This is a genomic window from Halalkalicoccus sp. CG83, from assembly GCF_037081715.1.
Taxonomy (GTDB): Archaea; Halobacteriota; Halobacteria; order Halobacteriales; family Halalkalicoccaceae; genus Halalkalicoccus; species Halalkalicoccus ordinarius.
Map to the genome: position 1 here is coordinate 2366393 of NZ_JAZDDH010000001.1, position 20148 is coordinate 2386540.

General features: G+C 64.6%; 18 protein-coding genes. 14 read left to right on the forward strand and 4 right to left on the reverse strand.

The window, feature by feature from the left end; translation table 11 throughout:
* The 6 genes from nuoL to V0Z78_RS12335 all read left to right on the forward strand — a co-directional run bounded on the left by nuoL (position 1) and on the right by V0Z78_RS12335 (position 8308).
* On the forward strand, positions 1-2007 hold the full coding sequence (nuoL, locus tag V0Z78_RS12310) for an NADH-quinone oxidoreductase subunit L (protein WP_336344930.1): 2007 nt from the start codon (positions 1-3) through the stop codon (positions 2005-2007).
* Complete coding sequence (locus V0Z78_RS12315; protein WP_336344931.1) at positions 2008-3537, forward strand: complex I subunit 4 family protein; 1530 nt, start codon at positions 2008-2010, stop codon at positions 3535-3537. It abuts the gene before it with no gap.
* Entirely contained in the window at positions 3537-5024 is a 1488-nt protein-coding gene (locus tag V0Z78_RS12320; protein WP_336344932.1) for an NADH-quinone oxidoreductase subunit N, read from the forward strand. Before V0Z78_RS12315 ends, V0Z78_RS12320 begins: the two co-directional genes overlap by 1 nt.
* A 106-nt stretch (positions 5025-5130) precedes the next feature.
* Positions 5131-6612, forward strand: coding sequence for a DHH family phosphoesterase (locus tag V0Z78_RS12325; protein ID WP_336344933.1), 1482 nt, complete (start codon positions 5131-5133; stop codon positions 6610-6612).
* Positions 6613-6648: 36 nt separating this feature from the next.
* A complete protein-coding gene (locus V0Z78_RS12330; protein WP_336344934.1) occupies positions 6649-7446 on the forward strand; it encodes a CBS pair associated ParBc domain-containing protein in 798 nt (265 codons plus the stop codon).
* A gap of 112 nt (positions 7447-7558) precedes the next feature.
* Complete coding sequence (locus tag V0Z78_RS12335; protein WP_336344935.1) at positions 7559-8308, forward strand: enoyl-CoA hydratase/isomerase family protein; 750 nt, start codon at positions 7559-7561, stop codon at positions 8306-8308.
* A 72-nt stretch (positions 8309-8380) separates the two neighbouring features.
* Here V0Z78_RS12335 and V0Z78_RS12340 read toward each other — a convergent pair whose 3' ends face one another.
* Positions 8381-9979 carry a long-chain-fatty-acid--CoA ligase gene (locus V0Z78_RS12340; RefSeq protein WP_336344936.1) on the reverse strand — a complete coding sequence of 533 codons (1599 nt, stop codon included), beginning with the start codon at positions 9977-9979 and terminating at the stop codon, positions 8381-8383.
* 27 nt (positions 9980-10006) lie between these two features.
* Between V0Z78_RS12340 and V0Z78_RS12345 the strand changes: the two genes are divergently transcribed.
* From V0Z78_RS12345 to V0Z78_RS12365, 5 genes are all read left to right on the forward strand, one after another.
* Positions 10007-10282, forward strand: coding sequence for an acyl-CoA dehydrogenase family protein (locus V0Z78_RS12345; RefSeq protein WP_336344937.1), 276 nt, complete (start codon positions 10007-10009; stop codon positions 10280-10282).
* Positions 10283-10320: 38 nt separating this feature from the next.
* Positions 10321-11304 carry an LLM class flavin-dependent oxidoreductase gene (locus V0Z78_RS12350; protein ID WP_336344938.1) on the forward strand — a complete coding sequence of 328 codons (984 nt, stop codon included), beginning with the start codon at positions 10321-10323 and terminating at the stop codon, positions 11302-11304.
* Positions 11305-11440: 136 nt separating this feature from the next.
* The gene (locus V0Z78_RS12355) at positions 11441-11725 is read left to right on the forward strand and encodes a hypothetical protein (RefSeq protein ID WP_336344939.1); all 285 of its coding nucleotides are present in this window, start codon (positions 11441-11443) and stop codon (positions 11723-11725) included.
* Positions 11718-13382 (forward strand): sodium:solute symporter family protein, encoded by a 1665-nt coding sequence (locus tag V0Z78_RS12360; RefSeq protein ID WP_336344940.1) that lies wholly within the window; start codon positions 11718-11720, stop codon positions 13380-13382. The genes V0Z78_RS12355 and V0Z78_RS12360 overlap by 8 nt, the downstream gene beginning before the upstream one ends.
* A complete protein-coding gene (locus V0Z78_RS12365) occupies positions 13379-13561 on the forward strand; it encodes a hypothetical protein (RefSeq protein WP_336344941.1) in 183 nt (60 codons plus the stop codon). Before V0Z78_RS12360 ends, V0Z78_RS12365 begins: the two co-directional genes overlap by 4 nt.
* A gap of 136 nt (positions 13562-13697) precedes the next feature.
* Here the strand turns inward: V0Z78_RS12365 and V0Z78_RS12370 are convergent, their stop codons facing one another.
* Together V0Z78_RS12370 and V0Z78_RS12375 are read right to left on the reverse strand one after the other, a co-directional pair.
* Positions 13698-14381: a haloacid dehalogenase type II gene (locus tag V0Z78_RS12370; protein ID WP_336344942.1), complete on the reverse strand. Its 684-nt coding sequence runs from the start codon at positions 14379-14381 to the stop codon at positions 13698-13700.
* A gap of 82 nt (positions 14382-14463) precedes the next feature.
* On the reverse strand, positions 14464-15348 hold the full coding sequence (locus V0Z78_RS12375) for a halocarboxylic acid dehydrogenase DehI family protein (protein WP_336344943.1): 885 nt from the start codon (positions 15346-15348) through the stop codon (positions 14464-14466).
* Between the two features lie 196 nt (positions 15349-15544).
* Between V0Z78_RS12375 and V0Z78_RS12380 the strand changes: the two genes are divergently transcribed.
* From V0Z78_RS12380 to V0Z78_RS12390, 3 genes are all read left to right on the forward strand, one after another.
* Positions 15545-16033, forward strand: a complete 489-nt coding sequence (locus V0Z78_RS12380; RefSeq protein ID WP_336344944.1) for a GNAT family N-acetyltransferase — start codon at positions 15545-15547, stop codon at positions 16031-16033.
* Positions 16034-16239: 206 nt separating this feature from the next.
* Positions 16240-17946 (forward strand): acyl-CoA mutase large subunit family protein, encoded by a 1707-nt coding sequence (locus V0Z78_RS12385; RefSeq protein WP_336344945.1) that lies wholly within the window; start codon positions 16240-16242, stop codon positions 17944-17946.
* A gap of 59 nt (positions 17947-18005) precedes the next feature.
* A complete protein-coding gene (locus V0Z78_RS12390) occupies positions 18006-19616 on the forward strand; it encodes a long-chain-fatty-acid--CoA ligase (RefSeq protein WP_336344946.1) in 1611 nt (536 codons plus the stop codon).
* Between the two features lie 136 nt (positions 19617-19752).
* Here V0Z78_RS12390 and V0Z78_RS12395 read toward each other — a convergent pair whose 3' ends face one another.
* Entirely contained in the window at positions 19753-20019 is a 267-nt protein-coding gene (locus tag V0Z78_RS12395; protein ID WP_336344947.1) for a DUF7520 family protein, read from the reverse strand.
* Positions 20020-20148 lie beyond the last annotated feature (129 nt).

Sequence of the window (20148 nt, forward strand, 5' to 3'; positions counted from 1 at the left end):
ATGGTAGGAGTCTTCGACTACGCACCGTTGATCGCACTGTTCCCGCTCGCGTCGTTCGTCATCGCCCTCGCGGCAGGCCGCTACCTGCCGAAGCGAGGCGGCTACGTCGGCGTCATCGCGACTGGCGGCTCGCTCCTGCTCTCGCTGTGGGCGATGCTGGCCGTCGCGGGCGGCGAGTTCTACGACCGGACGATCTACACGTGGGTCACCGGCGTCGGCGAGGAGACTATCTCGCTCACGTTCGGCATCCTGATCGACCCGCTGTCGTCGATGATGCTCGTGATCGTCTCGCTGATCGCGATGCTGGTCCACGTCTTCAGCCTGGGTTACATGAACGACGAGGGCGAGACCGGCCTGCCGCGCTACTACGCCGGGCTCGGTCTCTTCACGTTCAGCATGCTCGGGTTCGTCCTCGCGAACAACCTGCTGATGGCGTTCATGTTCTTCGAGCTCGTCGGGCTCTGTTCGTGGCTGCTGATCGGCTTCTGGTTCCGCGAGGAGGCGCCCCCGAGCGGCGCGAAGAAGGCGTTTCTCGTCACCCGCTTCGGCGACTACTTCTTCCTGATCGGCGTCGTGGGGATCCTCGCGACGTTCGGCACCGCGCAGTTCGCCGGTGATGGCTCGTTCCCGCAGCTCGCCCTCGAGGCGGTCGAGGGCGGCGAGACGCTGTTCGGCTACGACGCCCAGACCTGGGTAACGGTGCTCGGCCTGTTGGTCCTTGGCGGCGTGATGGGTAAGTCCGCACAGTTCCCGCTTCACACCTGGCTGCCCGACGCGATGGAGGGTCCCACGCCGGTCTCGGCGCTGATCCACGCGGCGACGATGGTCGCCGCCGGCGTCTTCCTCGTCGCGCGGATGTTCGGCTTCTACGCGCTCAGCCCGACGGCGCTCAGCATCATCGCCTTCACCGGCGCCTTCACGGCGCTGTTCGCGGCGACGATGGGCGTCGTCAAGGACGACATCAAGCAGGTGCTCGCGTACTCGACGATCTCCCAGTACGGCTATATGATGCTCGGGTTGGGCGTCGCCGGCTACGTCGCGGCGACCTTCCACCTGATGACCCACGCCTTCTTCAAGGCGCTGCTGTTCCTCGGAGCGGGCGCGGTCATCATCGGCATGCACCACGAGCAGGACATGTGGAAGATGGGCGGGCTGAAGGACGAGATGCCCGTCACCTACTACACGTTCCTCGCGGGCTCGCTCGCGCTCGCGGGCATCTTCCCGTTCTCGGGTTTCTGGAGCAAGGACGAGATCGTCTACGACGCGCTGATCGTCGGGCTCGACGACCCGATCATGCTCGCCGCCTACGCGATGGGGCTGCTGGCGGTGTTCTTCACCGGCTTCTACACGTTCCGGATGGTGCTGTTGACGTTCCACGGAGAGCCCCGTAGCGACCACGCGGAACACCCGGTCGCGCTCCGGTGGAACACGAAGCTCCCGCTGGTCGTGCTTGGCATCCTGGCGGTCGTCGCGGGCTTCGTCAACATGGTGCCGGTCGCGGAGCTGACGGGCGCGGACATCACCTACCTCACCAAGTGGCTCGACAGCGGCCCCGAGGCGCTCAGCTACTCGACGTACACGGAGCTCGCCGAGGAGTTCGGTGACGTCCACCACGCGGAGCTGAGCCCGCTCATCGCCGGCGCGGTCACGTTCCTCTTCGCGCTCGCGGGCGTTGGTACGGCGGTGGCGCTGTATCGCGGTCCCGCGCCGGAACGACACACCGATCGCCTCGGCGCCGCGAAGACGGTGCTCGCGAGCAACTACTACCAGGACGAGTACCAGGTCTGGCTCGCCGAGGGCCTGACCCGACGCGTCGCCCGTGGCGCGGACACGTTCGACCAGAGCGTGGTCGACGGCGTCGTCAACGGCACGAGCAGCGTGAGCCTGACCGGAAGCGACCGGCTCCGACGGCTCCAGACCGGCGTCGTCACCAACTACGCCGCGTTGATCGCGACCTCGCTGGTCGTGTTGCTGATCGGCTTCGGCATCTACGGAGGGTGGTTCTGAATGTTGATCGAGACACTCATGGCGGTAACGCTCGTCGCAGCACTGGTCGTCTTCATCACGCCCGAGGCGTACGCACCGCAGGTCGCGTTCGTCCTCAGCCTGCTCCCGCTCGCGGGCGGGCTCTGGCTGTGGAGCGGGTTCGACGGCAGCGGCAACGCCCTGCTCGGAGGCAACGTCGCCTTCGAGTCGCAGTTCCAGTGGATCGCGCTCGAACCCTACGCGATCAACTGGCACGTCGGACTCGACGGCGTGAGCCTTCCGCTCCTGTTGCTCACGACCGTGCTCGTCCCGCTCGCGATCCTGAGCGCGTGGACGCCGATCGAGGAGCGGGTCTCGCAGTTCTACGGCCTGATCCTCTTCCTCGAGACGGGCCTGCTCGGCGTCTTCACCGCGCTCGACTTCTTCGTCTGGTTCGTCTTCTGGGAGGCCGTCCTGATCCCGATGTACCTGCTGATCGGCGTCTGGGGCGGTCCCCGACGGAAGTACGCCGCGATCAAGTTCTTCGTCTACAGCCAGGTCGGCAGCCTGGTGATGTTCATCGGCTTCGTCGCGCTGCTGTTCGGGCTCGGCGACTCGGTCTCGAGCTTCGGCATGGCCGAGATCACACAGGCGCTCCACGCCGGCGAACTGAGCGGGCTGGGCGCGGTCGGTGCCGAGACGCTGGCGCTGTTCTCCTTTATCGCGATCTTCTTCGGCTTCGCGGTGAAGGTGCCGATCTTCCCCGTCCACACCTGGCTGCCCGACGCCCACGTCGAGGCGCCGACGCCGGTGTCGGTGCTGCTGGCCGGCGTCCTGCTGAAGATGGGGACGTACGCGCTCCTGAGATTCAACTTCACGATGCTCTACGACGTCGCGATCACGCTCGCGGTGCCGATCGCGGCCTTCGGCGTCGTGAGCGTCATCTACGGCGCGCTGCTCGCGCTGGCCCAGCAGGACCTCAAACGGATCGTCGCCTACTCCTCGATCTCCTCGATGGGCTACGTCATCCTCGGACTGGTGGCGTTCACCGTCTACGGGATCGGCGGCGCGACGTTCCAGATGGTCGCCCACGGCCTGATCTCGGGGCTGATGTTCATGGCCGTCGGCGTGATCTACAACGCGACCCACACCCGAATGGTGGGCGACATCTCCGGGATCGCCGATCGGATGCCGATCACCGTCGGCATCCTCGTCGCCGCGGCGTTCGGCTACATGGGACTGCCGCTGATGGCCGGCTTCGCCGGCGAGTTCCTGATCTTCCTGGGGGCGTTCCAGTCGACCGTGCTCCCCGGGGCGCCCGTCTTCACCGCGATCGCGATGTTCGGCATCGTGATCGTCGCGGGCTACCTGCTCTTTGCGATGCAGCGGACGCTGTTCGGCCCGTACAGGCTCGACACCGACTACGACGTGGGACGTGCGCCGCTGCACGACGTGGCGCCGCTGTTCGTGCTGATCGGGCTGATCATCGTCCTCGGCGTCGACCCCGACGTCTTCTTCACCATGATCCAGGACGCAGTTGATCCGGTCGTCGAACTGGGAGGTGGGGCCTGATGGTCACCGAGGCCTCCACCTGGATCGCGCTCGCGCCGGCCGTCGTGCTGGCGGTCCTGTCGATGGTACTGTTCCTCGTCGACAGTATCGACCCCGACAGTGACGACAGCACCGTGCTCGCCGGGCTCTCGCTGGTCGGCGTGCTCGTCTCGCTGACCGTGGCGGGCTGGTTCCTGCTCGCGGGCGTCGGCCAACCCGACGGGCTCGCGCTGCTCGGCGACCAGCTCGTCGTCGACGGGACGAGCCTCTTCTTCACGCTCATCGTCACGAGCGTCACCGCGATGGTGATCGTCTCGAGCTACGACTACCTCATCGGCCAGCCCCACCAGGGCGAGTTCTACTCGCTAGTGGTGCTCGCCGCGACGGGGATGGTGCTCATGGCCCACGCGAACAGCCTCATCACCGTCTTCATCAGCCTCGAACTCTCGAGCCTCTCGTCGTTCGCGCTGGTCGCGTTCCTCAAGCGAAACCGCGGCAGCGTCGAGGCCGGGCTGAAGTACTTCCTGATCGGCGCGCTCTCGTCGGCGATCTTCGTCTACGGGATCAGCCTCGTCTACGCCACGACGGGTTCGATGCAGCTCGACGCCGTCGCGGCTGGCGTCTCCGAGACCGAGAACGTCGGCGTCCTCGGCTTCGGCGTGCTGATGCTCGTCGGCGGCTTCGCCTACAAGACCGCGAGCGTGCCGTTCCACTTCTGGGCACCCGAGGCCTACGAGGGCGCTCCCACGCCCGTCAGCGCGTTCATCTCCTCGGCGTCGAAGGCGGCGGGCTTCGTCGTCGCCTTTCGCGTGTTCATCGAGGCGTTCCCGCTCGACGCGATGGCGGCGCTCGGGATCGACTGGGTGCTGATCTTCCAGGTGCTCGCCGTCCTGACGATGATCCTCGGCAACTTCGCGGCCGCGATGCAGGAGAACGTCAAGCGGATGCTGGCCTACTCGTCGGTCGGCCACGCGGGCTACGTGCTGATCGGGCTCGCGGCGCTCGGCGGCGGGCAGGACTCGCTGGTGCTCGGCGCGGCGATGATGCACCTGTTCGTCTACGGCTTCATGAACACCGGGGCGTTCCTGTTCATCGCGCTCGCCGAACACTGGGGCGTCGGCCGGACCTTCGAGGACTACAACGGCCTCTGGCGACGGGCACCCGTCGCGTGCGTCGCGGTGACCGTGTTCATGTTCAGCCTGGCCGGCCTGCCGATCGGCGGCGGCTTCCTCACGAAGTACGTGCTCTTCAGCGCCGCCGTGGGTGCGGGCTTCTGGTGGCTCGCCGCCGTCGGCGCGCTCACCAGCGCGCTCTCGCTGTTCTACTACTCGCGGCTGGTGCGAGCGATCTGGATCGAGGACCCGGTGACCGAGTTCGAGATGGCGGACCAGCCCCTCGGACTGTACGTGGGGATCCTCACCGCCGCGATCGTGACCGTCGCGCTGCTGCCGGGGTTCTTCCCGGTGGTCGACGCCGCACAGACCGCCGCCGCCTCGCTGCTCGCCTGAGCGTAGCGAAGGCGAGCAGGTCGGATCGGAGATCCGAATCGATCGCCACGCCGTCCCGTCCTCCTGACGATAGGCTTTACCGTTCGCGAGAGGTATCGCGTGATACATGCCCTCTCGGTTGCTTCTGGGATGCGGCGCCGGCACCGTCGGGCACGCGCTCGTCGAACTCGCCATGGAGCGTGGGGAGCGACGACTCCACGTCGTGACGGCCGATCCCGAGCAACGCGAGTTCCCTCGTCGAGGCGTCGCGGTCACGGCCGCCGACCCCGCGGACCCCGACGTGCTCCGGGAGATCGACGAACCGGTCGCGAGCGTGTTCGTCGGCACCGACTCGCCGTCGCGAAACGCCGACATCGCTCGGGCGGCGCGCGAGGTGTTCGGGGACGTCCCGATCGTCGCCTACGGCGGCAGGGAACCGACCGACGACGAACTCGCTCGCATCGAGGAGCACGCCGACACGGTCGTCGAACAGGGGTCGACGCTCAGGGCACACGTCGACGAGACCGTCCTCGGGCGATCCGCCCGCCGGGCCCAGCGCCTGCGGACGCTGCTCTCGGACGTCGACGGGACGCTGGGCGTGGTACTCCACGACAATCCGGACCCGGACGCGATCGCGAGCGGGGTCGCGCTCGCGACGCTCGCCGAGGCGGTTGGCACCGAGGCTGAGGCGTGCTACTTCGGCGCCATCTCCCACCAGGAGAACCGAGCGCTGGTGAACCTGCTCGACCTCGACCTGCGCGAACTCGACGATCCAACGGAGATAGAGGAGTTCGACGCCGTCGCGCTGGTCGATCACTCGCTTCCGGGCGTCAACGACCAACTGCCGGAGGAGACGAGGGTCGACGTCGTGATCGACCACCACCCCTCGCCGGGGCCGGTCGAGGGCCGCCACGTCGACGTCAGGAGCGACGTCGGTTCGACGAGCACGATGCTGGTCGAGTACTTCAGACGTCTCGACGTCCCCATCGACGAGACGACGGCGACCGCGCTGCTGTTCGGCATCCGAACCGACACCGACGACTTCTCGCGGGGGCTCGTTCAGCTTGACTTCGAGGCCGCGGCCGAGCTCGTTCCGCTGGCCGACAACGGCGTCCTCGACCAGGTCGAACGGCCGACGATCAGCTCCGAGACCCTGGATACGCTCGCGGAGGCGATCCGCAACGGACGGATCCGTGATCGGGTCTGTACGACCTGCATCGGCAGGGTGCGCGACCGCGACGCGCTCGCGCAGGCGGCGGATCGGCTCCTCGGCATGGAGGAGGTCGACGCGACGCTGGTCTACGGCTTTCGCGACGCCACGGTCTACCTCTCGGCGCGCGCCCGGGGGACCGACCTCGACATCGGCGAGACGCTCCGCGAGGCGTTCGACCAGATCGGCAGCGCGGGCGGCCACGCGACGATGGCCGGCGCACAGATCCCGCTGGGATTTCTGGGCGAGGAGACCAAGGACGACGAGGAACTGTTGACCCGCATCGTCGGTGAGGTCATCGACGAGCGGTTCTTCGAGACGCTCTCCTCTCGTCGCCGGGGACGCGTGCGACTCCCCGACGACTTCGACGAGTGGTGGGACCGCGCGGACACGCCGTAGCGCTGGGTTTTTGCGAACCGCCGTCGTGGAGGGGGTATGAACCTCGGCGTCACCGACGGCAAGCCCCGCGTCGACGAGTACATGACGCGCGACGTGACGACCGTCTCGCCCGACGCGACCGTCGTCGAGGTATCGGAACGGATCGCCGAGAGCACCGAACACAGCGGCTTTCCCGTCTGCGAGGGACGGAAGGTCGAGGGGTTCGTCAGCGCGCGCGATCTGCTTCTCGCCGACGACGGCGAACCGATTTTCAAGGTGATGAGCACGGATCTGATCGTCGCCCACCCGGAGATGAAGGTGATCGACGCCGCCCGCGTGATCCTCCGGTCGGGCATCCAGAAGCTGCCCGTCGTCGACGACGCGGGCAACCTCGTGGGAATCATCTCGAACGCGGACGTGATCCGGAGCCAGATCGAGCGTGCGACCCCCGAGAAGGTGGGAAAACTCGTCCGGACCCTCGAGAGCATCCACGACATCACCGTCAGCGAGGAACACCACGAGGTCCGCCTCGAGAACCTCGTCCCGACCCAGGGCAAGGTGTACGCCGACGAACTCGAGGGACGGCGCTACGAGCTCGAGCGCGGACTCGCCGAACCGCTGGTCGTGATCGACGTCGACGGCCGGACACTGCTCGCCGACGGTCACCACCGCGTCATGGCCGCCCACAGCCTCGATATCGAGAAGATGGATGCCTACGTGATCGTGATCGACGAGGAGATCGAACTCGGCATGGAGCGAACCGCGCGCAAGGAGGGCCTCACCTCGATCGACGACATCGACGTCGTCGACTACGCCCGCCACCCGCTGGTCGAGACGATCGAGCGACTGCAGTGACGACGGAGCGTCTCGCGACTCTCGGACTCCCGGTCTCTCTCCTCGTCCATCGAACCGTCCCGAGTACGTCGATCGGGAGAGACTTTTTGTCGGCCGACCACCCTTCCCAGGTATGATAGAGCGAAGCGTCCGCGGGGAGGCGGTCTGGATCCGGCTCGACCGACCGGCGAAGATGAACGCGTTACATCTCGACGGCTGGCGCGAGCTCTACGGGGAGCTGGACCGGGCGAGCGAGGAGGCGCGCGTGGCGGTGATCACTGGCACCGAGGAGGCGTTCTGCGCCGGCGACGACATCGAGACTCTGGACGCGATGGAGAGCGCCGACGACGTGAGCGAACTCGCGGTCGAGCTCCGGCGGGTGCTGTTCGGCATCGAGGAGTTGCCCGTTCCGGTGATCGCGGCGGTCAACGGGCTCGCCTACGGCGGCGGCTGTGAGATCGTGGCGGCGTCGGATCTCGCGGTCGCGGTCGAGGACGCGACGTTCGCGCTCCCGGAGACCCGTATCGGAGCGTATCCGCCGTACGCCGTCGAGCGGATGGCCGAACTGGTCGGGAAGAAACGGAGCATGGAGCTCGCGCTGACGGGCGAGCCGATCGACGCGGAGACGGCACTCGAGTGGGGGCTCGTCAACCGGGTCGTTCCACGGTCGGAGCTGACCGACGCCGTCTCCGCGTTCGTCGACGATGTGGTTCGGTCCCCGAAGGAGTCGATACGGCTGACCAAGCGCCACGCCCTCGCGGGAAAACCCAGCACGGGCGACGAGGACCGGATCGCCGGGGCGCTCGCGCGAGCGTCCCTCTCCGAGGAGTGTCGGGACGCCACCCAGACCTTCCTCGAAGGGGGCGGAAGCGAGGAGGAGTGATCGACCGGGACTCGGCCGTACCGAGCCGGATCCGTCGGAGTGGCGTCGTTGGGCTCGGACCGCCTCGGCGGCTCATCCCATTCCGACGCGGCGTTCCTCGCCCTCCCAGTAGTCCTCCCTGAGTTGGTACTTCTGGACCTTCCCGGTGGCGGTCTCGGGGAGGTCGTCGACGAACTCGACGCTCTTCGGGACCTTGTAGCGCGCGAGTCGTTCGCCCGCGAACTCCCGGAGGTCCTCGCCGGCGAGGTCGGTGCCCGACTTCCGGACGACGATCGCGGTGACGGCCTCGCCCCACTCCTCGCTGGGCGTCGGGATCACTGCGGCCTTCGCCACGTCGGGATGGTCGTAGAGCACGTCCTCGACCTCGATTGAGGAGACGTTCTCGCCGCCGGAGATGATGATGTCCTTCTCGCGGTCCTGGATCGAGACCATGCCGTCCTCGTCGATGGTGGCGAGGTCGCCGGTGTGGAAGTAGCCCGGTAGCTTCGCGTTGAACGCCTTCTCGGTCGCCTCGGGCTTGTTCAGGTACCGATCCATCACCTGGTTGCCCTTGACGACGATCTCACCGATGCTCGTCCCGTCCCGGGGCACGTCGACGCCGTCCTCGTCGACCACCCGTACGTCGGTACAGAGCGTCTCGCTGCCCTGGTTCACCTTGAGGTCGCGCCCGCGTTCGGCCAGCCGCCGCGGGGAGTTCGAGGTGGTGACGATCGGCGCGGTCTCGGTCAGCCCGTAGATGTGAATGATCCGCCAGCCGATCTCGTCCTCGATGGTTCGGATGGTGCTGGTCGCCGGCGCGCTGCCGGCCGTCGCCAGGCGGACGTCGCGATCGCCGGTCGTTTCGACGTCCGGGTGCTCCTCGTGGTGGGCGATGAGCCGGTTCAGAACCGTCGGTGCGCCACACATGAACGAGACGTCGTGGTCGCGTACCCGGCGGAACGTTCCCTCCGGATCGAACGTGCGCTGACAGACGTGCGTCCCGCCGGTTCCGGTGATGGCGTAGGTGTGGCCCCAGCCGTTACAGTGGAACATCGGCAGCGTCCAGAGATACGTGTCGTCGTCGCGGATCTCCATGTGCTGGTTCAACACGAGGGCGTGCCAGTGCTCGGTTCGGTGGGTGCGGACGACGCCCTTCGGGTCGCCGGTCGTCCCCGACGTGTAGTTGATCGAGGCGTCGTCGTCCTCGCTGATTTCGGGTCGTTCGGGCGGAGCGCTCGACTGGTCGGCGATCCACTCCTCGTAGTCGGTCCAATCGCCCTCGATCTCGTCAGCCTGGTAGCCGACGAAGCGCTCCGTGGGGACCGCGTCCCGAATCGCCTCGACGTTCTCCGCGTACTCGTAGTCGGCGATGACGATCCCCGCCTCACAGTCGCCGAGGATGTACTCGAAGTCCTCGGGAACGAGGAGGTAGTTCATCGGAACGAACGTCGCGCCGATCTGGTTCGCGCCGTAGAGCGTCTCGAGGAAGTAGTGGGTGTTCGGCGAGAGCAGCGCGACCCGATCTCCCTTCCCGATCCCTGAGTCGAGGAGCGCGTTCGACACCCGATTGACGCGCTCCGCGAACTCGGCGTAGCTGTACTCGGTCCCGTCGTGTGTGATCACCCCGGTCACGTCGTCGTAGACGTCAACCGCACGATCGAGAAAGTCGAGGGTCGTCATGTCTACGTTCATCGTTGATCGCCTGGTATACCGTGACATGTGAAACCGTATCGTATAACGTTTTCGTCGGCGAAGCGGGTCCTCAGCGCCGGTCGCGTTCCCGCGGGAGCTAGGTCGGATCGCCAGGACGACCTGGCGAAGACGAAAGCGACTGAAGTCACGGTACGTAACGCCGAACAGGCGATGCAGCTTCACGGCGGGCGATCGATTTTCTCAACGATCGTAGGATCGCTCGAGACCTCTAATCGAACCACCGGTTCGGCGTTTCAACGTCGGCGATACGGATCCGTCGGTGTTCTCTCATCCGACTCATAAATGAGGTGTTTTATCATGGGACGGAGTGTGCAGATCGTATGCAGCCAGGTGTAGTCATTCCGCGGAACTTGGAGCGGGATCCGACCGAACTCGCCATTAACGCCGAGAGGTGGGGATACGACTCGGTTTGGATGGGGGAGTTGTGGGGGACCAGTTCGGTAGTCAAGCTCACGGAGATCGCATGCCGAACGGAGGAGATCGCAATCGGCACTGCGATCCTGAACATCTACTCCCGGTCGCCGGCAGTACTCGCGATGACTGCTGCGACCCTCGACCGAGTCTCAGACGGACGGGCTTACCTCGGGGTTGGCCCGAGTACGCCGACAGCGATCGAGAACATTCACGGCATGGAGTTCGATCGCCCCGCGCGTCGGGCCCACGAAACGATCGACCTGATCCAACGACTCGCTACGACCGAGAATGATCGAATCGACTATGACGGCGAACTGGTCAGCGTTACTGGCGTACCCACGTTAGGACGGGACATCCCCATCTATTTCGCTGCTCTCGGGCCGGCGAATCGCCGGATCGTCGGTAGACTATGTGACGGCTGGATTCCTCATAACATCCCCCTCTTCAAGCTGAACGACGCCTTTGAGACCATCGCGGAAACGGCTCGAGAGGCCGGACGCGATCCGGATTCCATAACGATCGCGCCATACGTCCCTGCAGCCGTAAGCGACGACGACGAGAGAGCCCGGAAAGCACTCCGGGGTCATATCGCGTACTACACGTCGAGTTCCGAAGGGTACAGACGAGCGGTGGAACCCTATTATCCGAACGAGACTACCGAGATAGCCGAACGATGGCGAGCGGGTGATCGAGGTGAAGCCGTGGACCTCGTGACCGACGATATGGTTCGTGATCTCGGTATCGCGGGTACACCGGAGAGCGCACGGAATCAGTTCCGCGAACTCCTCGAGGAATCGATCATCGACCGCCCCCTGATCACCATCCCAGAACAAGCAGCGGACGACCTCGCCGAACGGACGGTTAAGGAACTCTCTCCGGTTGAAAAATGACGTCCCTTCCGTCGTTCGAATACGGCCTGCCTCACCGAACCCTCCATCGCTGATCCCTATCGTCTCAATCGGGCTGTAGACGCCCGTTCTCTACACGAACACAACGATTTAATAGCTGTAATATGACGAGATAGGTATGCAGACACATACCAAGGAGGCAGGCGCGACGATAGGCGCTTTCGTGGCGTTGACGAGCGTGATACACGGCGGGATCTGGTTCACCGTATTTGGAACGCCGGACTTCACGGTGTTGGGCTTCCCGTTTCACTACTTCTGGCTGGTCGCGGGTGGTCCGGCCGCGATGTTCGTTCTATACGCGGTGTACTATCGATATATCACGACGGCGATTATAGACGAGAAAGAACGGTTGAGAGCTGACGTTAGCGAGACGAGTACCGAGCCGAGTGATATCGATGGTTAAGCCGCTTCAGCAGGCCGGGGAATACCCATTTCAGGAGACGTTTGCTGAACTCGCGATCCCTCTCGCGATTCTCCTCACGACCTTCGTCGTCTATTACGGGATCAGCTACTTCATGAAAAACCGGATCCAGGGGACTGACGATTACATGGTGGCTGGACGGACCATCGGTCCGTTCGTCAACGGATCTGCGATCTCCGCAACGTGGGAAAGTCTGGCGACGTTTATGGGTGTCGTCGCATTGATGTTAACGGTCCAGATCCCGTTTCTGGCGGTCTGGACTAACTTCTTGTTGTCGATCCCGCTGATCGTCATTCTCTACGGGCAGACGCTCCGCCGGTTGGGCTCCTATACGCCAGCGACCTTCTGTAAGGATCGGTACGGCAACACGATGTCGATCGTAATGGCTCTGCTCATCGTGTTCGTCATGCTAATGTACGCGTTGGGACAGTTCATCGGTCTCGCGCAGATCACGGAGATCCTGTTCGGCTGGGATTACACCCTCTCGCTATTCGTCATCGCGGCGCTGGTGACGGGATACGTGGTGATCGCCGGCATGTGGGGTGTCTCGTACAACTCCGCCCTACAGTTTTGGATCATGTTGACCGCGGCGTTCATTCCGATGATGTTCGTCCTCAATCAGCTCGGTTCGAGTGGCTGGTTCTTTCCGCCGCTTGGCTACGGCGACCTCGTACCGGAGATGCAGCGAGCCAATCCCGAATTCTTCGACATGGCGTTCGACACCCGCTGGTACTTCGCGATGTTCCTCGCAATGGCACTCGGCCCCATCGGCATGCCCCATCTGGCCCAGCGTATCTTCACCAGTCGTGACGTCGAAGCCGGTCGTAGGACCGTCTTCTGGTTCATCACGGTCACCGCGCTGATGTTCGCGACGATGTACTCCGTTGCGTTCGCCGGCGTTTTCTGGCTCGGAAACGAGGGGTACGAGATCGCGGACGCCGACCTGGACAAGATGATCTTCTATCTCAACTTCGCTTTCAACGGCGATTCGATCACTGGCTACGTCGTCGCCGGTGCGATCGCTGGCGGTCTCTCAACCGTGAGCGGACACATGCTCGCGATCAGCGCCGCCGTCGCGAACGACGTTATCGAGGCCCTCGAACTCGAAGTCTCCGAGGACCGTAAGACCCAGTTCGGATACGCGTCAGTCCTCGGTGCCGGTCTCCTCATCGCGCTGATCGCACTCGACCCACCAGCGTTCCTCGTCGTTAGTATCCTGTGGGCGTTCGCGATCAGTGCAGCCGCGATCACGCCGGTCATCGTGTTCGGTGTCTGGTCGGCTCGTGTGAACCGGTACGGTGCGATCGCGTCCAGTTTCGTCGGGTTCGTCACCGTTCTCGTACTCTCACCGCATGCGTTCAGCGGTATCGGAGCCGGCGGTGAAGGACTGACGGCTCTGCTCGGTATCGACGCGATCATGATCGCATTCCCGCTCTCGATCATCACGTTCGTAGTCGTTTCGCTCATCGCTGAGCGGATCGACGCTCTAAACGTCGATCCGGAGTCCAACCGGGCGCTCATCAACGAAATGCATGGCTACCCGGACGATGACATCGATCGCTTTACCAGCGCCGCTCCGCTTATCGTCCTCGTAGTGCTCATGTTGCCGATCCTCTGGTGGGGAATCCAGCCCTGGTGAGCGATAACGACCATCATACGCGGCTGTTCGGAACCCGGGTTGGAACGGGCGTATGGCTGGTGATCGGCATCAGTACGGGCGTTCTCGCAGTCCACTGGGGCGATCGGATTACGGCTCTCATCGGAATCGGGTGGGTGATGCTTGCCGTCTTCAGCTACCTCGAGTATCGGAAGGCGTGAGGGGGACCGTGGGTCCTCGGTTGACCGGCAGTTTACGGTGACTAACCGGGCGCTACCGGTGACACCCGTTTTCGAGACGTGGAGGTCTCCGGAGGCGGCGCGGTGTGGTCGTTCGGATTCCAGGACAAACGACGAGCTACACACCTAGTTCGTCGGCGACGTCATGGAACGTCTCGACGGTGGAGTCCGGATCGGAAGCGAACGGGTCCCACGAACCACCCTTGCGGTTGAGCCAGACGCCTTGCATGCCCGCGTGCATCGCTCCCTGGACGTCGAACGAAGGCCCAGCGACATGTGTGATGTTCCGGATGGGCGTCCCAGTTCGGCCGGCAGCGTGTCGATAAATCTCGACGTGCGGCTTGAACGTCTCGATCTCGTGTGCGCTGATCGTATCGGCGATCAGGTCGTCGAGATCGGCATGAGTGACCATCGAGGTGAGCATCTCGGGGTTTCCGTTCGAGAGGACGTAAACGTCGTACCCGCCCTCGATCAGCCGCTCGATTCCTGATCGAACGTCCTCGAAGGGGTCCAATTCGTGATAAACCGAAAGGATTTCGTCCCGCTGATCCGCACTCACCTCGACGGCGTGAGTTTCGAGGGCGTACTGGAGGGCATCACGGTTCATCTCGTAGAACGATTGGTAGGCGTCGACGTAGTTGCTGACCATGGTGTAGAACAACGAACGGGTGCGCCACAGATCGGAAACGGGCCGTGGGTCATCGATCGTATCGGCGAGTGCTCGTTCAGCGGCGCTCGGGTCGACCAGCGTCCCATACGAATCGACCGTTATCGTCTCGCACCGCGTGGTATCCAATGACATGGTATGGAATCCACGGCTCCCACTATAAAACTACGGAAGGGGCTCTCTCCATAGAGAGCGGACGGAAAACCGGCGTCGCCGATCAGAGCACCGATCGTTCGCCCGTCGCATCGACGGCGGCTGCCGATAGCACCAACACCGGGATGACCGTCTCGATCGGTCCGGAGTTGAACGACCGGAACAGTCCCCGTAAGTCGTCGACCGTCCGCTCGTCGAAACCTCGGTCGTTCAGTACGGCCGGTGTGAGCTGTGGGGTGTACTGGAGTGAATCGACGTAGTCGTCGGTCAGTGTCGCGACATCATCGCAGGCGTTCGTGAACGTATCAGTGGTCAACGCCGGCTCGAGATCGGTCCAAAGCGGCGTGAGGAACTCCGGCCATTGAGCTAGACAGCGATAGATGCTCGGAAGACCAGTGTCGATCCCGTGAAAGGACTGGATCGATTCCACGACCGTCCGCAGCTCGTCAGGAACGTCGTCAAACGCGATCATGGTGGGGGGCCGGCCACGATCTCGATCGAGCCAGTCGGGTAGCGGTGCAGTCGCAGCGTAGCTCGGATCCGGATCGTTACCGATCGGACGGCCGTGAAGCCCCCGGTCGATGACTTCGAACAGTGCTGCGAGTCGCGGTGCGACGACGTCGAAGGTTGCGATTTGGCCCCGAAGTTCCCCATACTCGGCCGGCGGCAGATCAACGTCTTCACGGCGATACACTGGTAGCTCGTGGGCTTCCGACATCGTTGAGAGGACAGTATCGCGATACCGAACTGAAAACCGACCGAATGCCCGAGTCTGGAACAACGGCTTTACTTGAGCCCACGCGTGACGGAGGAACTCCGGATGGTTAGCCATCGATGTCCGGAAGATCCAGTTGACGATCGGAGCTCGAAACGTGGCTTTGACATCGTCGTACAACCCACGCTTCCAGCCCGTCGCTTCCTGTTCGTAGAGTTGCTTCTCGGTATCCATACGCTATGAAAAATCGCCATCGAACTAACTGTTCCCATCGTCTCAACCGGAGGGAGCCTCCCTCTTCCTCGACGTTCCGTCCGTCGTCGGTCTCGCCGCAGCTCACCCGCAAAATCGAGCGAACCGGGCGTTCTCGCGTTCCCCTCCCCCCACATTCACCGAAAGAACTAATCGCCGTATCGTGCTATGCTCATACATGGCAATCCGGGGAGCGACGACCGACGACATCGAAGGCATCAGGCGGGTCGCCCGGCAGTCCTGGCGAACGGACTACCCGGAGATACTGAGCCGCGAGACGGCAGAGGAGGCGGTCGAGGAATGGTACGACCCTGACCGTCTCGAGGAGGAGATCGAGAGCACCGATGCGCTGATCGCGGTGTTCGAGACGGTCGACGGCGACATCGGCGGGTTCGCTCAGATCGTCTGGGACGCGCAAACGGGCACCGTCCTCCGCCTGTACGTCGCACCGGATCACCGCGGTCGGGGGATCGGAACAGATCTGCTGACGTGGACGGTCGATGCGCTCGCCGACCGGGACGTCGAGCGAGTTCGAGCGTTGGTCCTCAGCGAGAACGAACCGGGAAACGCCTTCTACCGATCGTTCGGCTTCGAGAAAACGGGGGAGGGCCGGACGACGATCGGCGACGATGCCTACCGCGAGAACACCTACTCGATGCCGGTGTAGTACCGCTCTCGCCGGGATCGACGCCAGTTCGTGGAGGATCCCGCCGCGTTCCGATCGACTCGCGTGATCGACTCGACGATCCTCGCGAGAGTCACTGTCGTCGATCGAGGAGATTGCCGTTCTGACGGCACTACGCGCCAGTTCCGTCGATCGGATTCACCGATCCGACGGAACCTTAATACAGAACCGTGACAAAGGACGCGACCATGTACGACGACGACGAGCTCTCCCAGATACGGGAGTCGAAGTCCCGGTGGAAGGAGGAGACCCTCGATCCGCTGCTCGAGGCCCACGGGGAGCGAAAGGAGCGCTTCGCGACCGTCTCGAACCTCGAGGTCGACCGGCTCTACACGCCCGACGACGTCGCCGACCTCGACTACGAGGCGGATCTCGGCTTTCCCGGCGAGGAGCCCTACACCCGCGGACCGTACCCGACGATGTACCGGGGACGGACGTGGACGATGCGCCAGTTCGCGGGCTTCGGCACCGCCGAGGAGACCAACGAGCGCTTTCACTATCTGATCGACGAGGGCCAGACGGGACTGTCGGTGGCGTTCGACATGCCCGCGTTGATGGGCAAGGACTCCGACGACCCCCTCTCGGAGGGCGAGGTCGGAAAGGAGGGCGTCGCCGTCGACACGCTGCGCGACATGGAGGTGCTGTTCGACGGGATCGACGTCGGCGAGGTCTCGACGAGCTTCACCATCAACCCCTCGGCCGCGGTGATCTACGCGATGTACGTCGCGCTCGCCGACCAGCAGGGCGTCCCCCGTGAGGAGGTGCGCGGTACCCTCCAGAACGACATGCTCAAGGAGTTCATCGCCCAGAAGGAGTGGGTCGTCCCCCCGGAGCCCTCCCTGAAGGTGGTCACCGACACCATCGAGTTCGCCGTCGAGGAGACCCCGAAGTTCAGTCCGGTATCGATTTCGGGCTACCACATCCGCGAGGCCGGCTCCACCGCCGTTCAGGAGCTCGCCTTCACGCTCGCGGACGGCTTCGCTTACGTCGAGGACTGTCTCGACCGAGGACTCGAGATCGATTCGTTCGCCCCGCAGCTCTCCTTCTTCTTCAACTCCCACAACTCCATCTTCGAGGAGGTCGCGAAGTTCCGCGCCGGCCGGCGGATCTACGCCCGGCTCATGGACGAGTGGTACGACGCCGAGCGACCCGAATCCAAGCGGATGAAGTTCCACACCCAGACGGCAGGCCAGTCGCTCACGGCCCAGCAGCCGCTCAACAACGTCGCCCGCGTGACGATCCAGGCGCTCGCGGGCGTCCTCGGCGGGACCCAGAGCCTCCACACCAACTCCTTCGACGAGGCGCTTGCGCTGCCCTCCGAGGAGGCGGTACGGGTCGCGCTCCGAACCCAGCAGATCATCGCCGAGGAGTCGGGCGCCGCCGACATCGTCGACCCATTGGGAGGGAGCTTCGCGATCGAGGCGCTGACCGACGAGACCGAACGTCGGACGATGGAGTATCTAGAGGAGATCCGCGAGATGGGCGAGGGCTCGGTCCGCGACGGCGTCCTCCGGGGGATCTCGGAGGGCTACTTCCACCGCGAGATCCAGGACGCCTCCTACGAGTACCAGGAGCGCGTCGACCGCGGCGAGGAGGTCGTCGTCGGCGTCAACCGCTACACGATCGAGGAGGACACGAGCCCCGAGGTCCTCCACGTCGACGAGCAGGCCGCCGCCGAACGCCAGTTCGAGCGACTCGAGGAGGTCAAGGAGGAACGCGACGATAGCGCAGTCGAGACGTGTCTCTCGGAGCTGCAGTCGGCGGTCCGCGACGGGGAGAACGTGATGCCGTACGTCGTCGACGCGGTGAAGGCCTACGCGACGATGGGCGAGATCATGGACGTCTTCGAGGCCGAGCACGGCCGGTACCAGGAGACCGCCGGGCTGGCACGCTGATCGCGTGCGGACTCGACGGAAACGTATATCACGATTTGTGAGTAACTTCGAACCAGACCATGCACAAGCCACTGCTGACGACGGATTTTCTAGATCGTGCACGGAATCACTACGGCGATCAGGAGGCCGTCGTGGCGACGACGGGCGAGCGCTTCACCTACGAGGAGCTCGGCGACCGGGTCGACCGGCTCTCGGCGGCCCTCCAGGAGCGCGGCGTCGAGAAGGGCGACCGGGTGGCGGTGCTGGATCCGAACACCCACTATCACCTCGAGGCCGCCTACGCGATCATGCAGCTCGGAGCGATTCACACGCCGCTCAACTACCGCCTGGTGCCGGACGACTTCGAGTACATCCTCGACGACGCGGGCGTGACGGCGATCGTCGCCGACCACGAACACGCAGAGAAGGTCGAACCGATCCGCGAGTCGGTGCCGACCGAGCTCTACGTCTCGAACGACGCCGACGCCACGGAGGGCGACTGGGAGGACTACGAGGCGCTCATCGACCGCGAGGGCGAGTACGATCGCCCCGAGATGAGCGAGGACGACGTCATCACGATCAACTACACCTCGGGGACGACCGGCGATCCCAAGGGGGTGTGTCGGACCCACCGCGCGGAGACGATCCACGCCTATCTGGTCAGCACCCACCAGGAGATCCGCGACGACGACGTCTACCTCTGGACGCTGCCGATGTTCCACGTCAACGGCTGGGGCCACATCTACGCCATCACGGGCATGGGCGCGAGACACGTCTGTACCCGCGGGGTCGACGCCGAGGGGATCTTCGAGGCCATCCGCCAGGAGGACGTCTCGTACATGTGTGCGGCGCCGACGGTGCTCAACATGCTGAGCGACTACTACGACGAGCACGACCCCGAGACCATCGGCGCGAACCCCGTCCGGGTCGCGACCGCCGGTGCGGCGCCGCCCGAGGCGACCATCCGGGCCGTCGAGGACGAGTTCGGCTGGTATCTCAAACACGTCTACGGCGCGACCGAGACCGGCCCGCTGATCACGACCTCCGACTGTCGACGCCTCTTCGACGAGGACGCCTCGGAGCGGTTCTCGATCAAGAAACGCCAGGGACTGGGCTACCTCGGCACCGACGTGCGAGTGGTCGACGAGGACGGCGAGGACGTCCCCCGCGACGACGCCACCATCGGCGAGATCGTCGTCCGGGGCAACCAGGTGATGGACAGCTACTGGGAGAAGCCCGAGGCGACCGAGGAGGCGTTCAACGATCGGCTGGAGGGCTACTACCACACGGGCGATCTCGCCATGGTGGACGAACACGGGATGCTCTCGATCCAGGACCGGAAGAAGGACATCATCATCTCCGGCGGCGAGAACATCTCTACCATCGAGCTCGAGGACACGCTGTTCGACCACCCCGAGGTGGCCGACGCGGCGGTGATCCCCGCACCCAGCGAGAAGTGGGGTGAGACGCCGAAGGCGTTCATCGTACCCGCCAGCGGCGACCCCAACGACCCGGGCGTGACTCCCGAGGAGATCACGGAGTTCACCCGCGAGCGCCTGGCGGGCTACAAGGTCATCCACGAGGTCGAGTTCGTCAAAAACCTCCCCACGACGGCGACCGGCAAGACCCAGAAGTTCGAGCTCCGCGAGCGCGAGTGGGAGGACGAGGAGAGCATGGTGGGTCAAGGGTGAGTGCGGGTACCCGCCGTTTCGACACCGTGCCACGCCGCCGTGAGACGGGCGGCGCTACCGATACCTCACGGGTGGGGCCGTCGAACGCGCGGGACGTCGCCGGGACGCTCGGTACTCCCAGCGCACTGCCCGACGGTCAGTCCTCGGGGGCGACGTACATCACGAGAAGCAGGAGCACCCCGAACACGACCCCGATCGTGACCGCCCCGTAGACGGCGAGACCGATCGGGGTCGGCGGGATCGGTATCAGGCCGAACAGCGCGACCGACTGGAGGTCCTCGACGACGATCCCGAGGATGATCCCCATCACGGCGGCGAACGCGACCAGTCCGGCGTAGATGGCGACGACGACTCGACGACCCGGGACGCGACCGGCATCCTCGGCGACGGCGGATTCGTTCACGGGCGCGGTTAGGACGGCGAAGCGATGAGGCTTTCCCTCCTACGGCCGGAGCGTGTACATGCTCGACAGAGAGCTGACCGAAAAGGAGCTGCTGGCGCTCGTTCTCGGAGGCATCGCCGTGCTGATGGC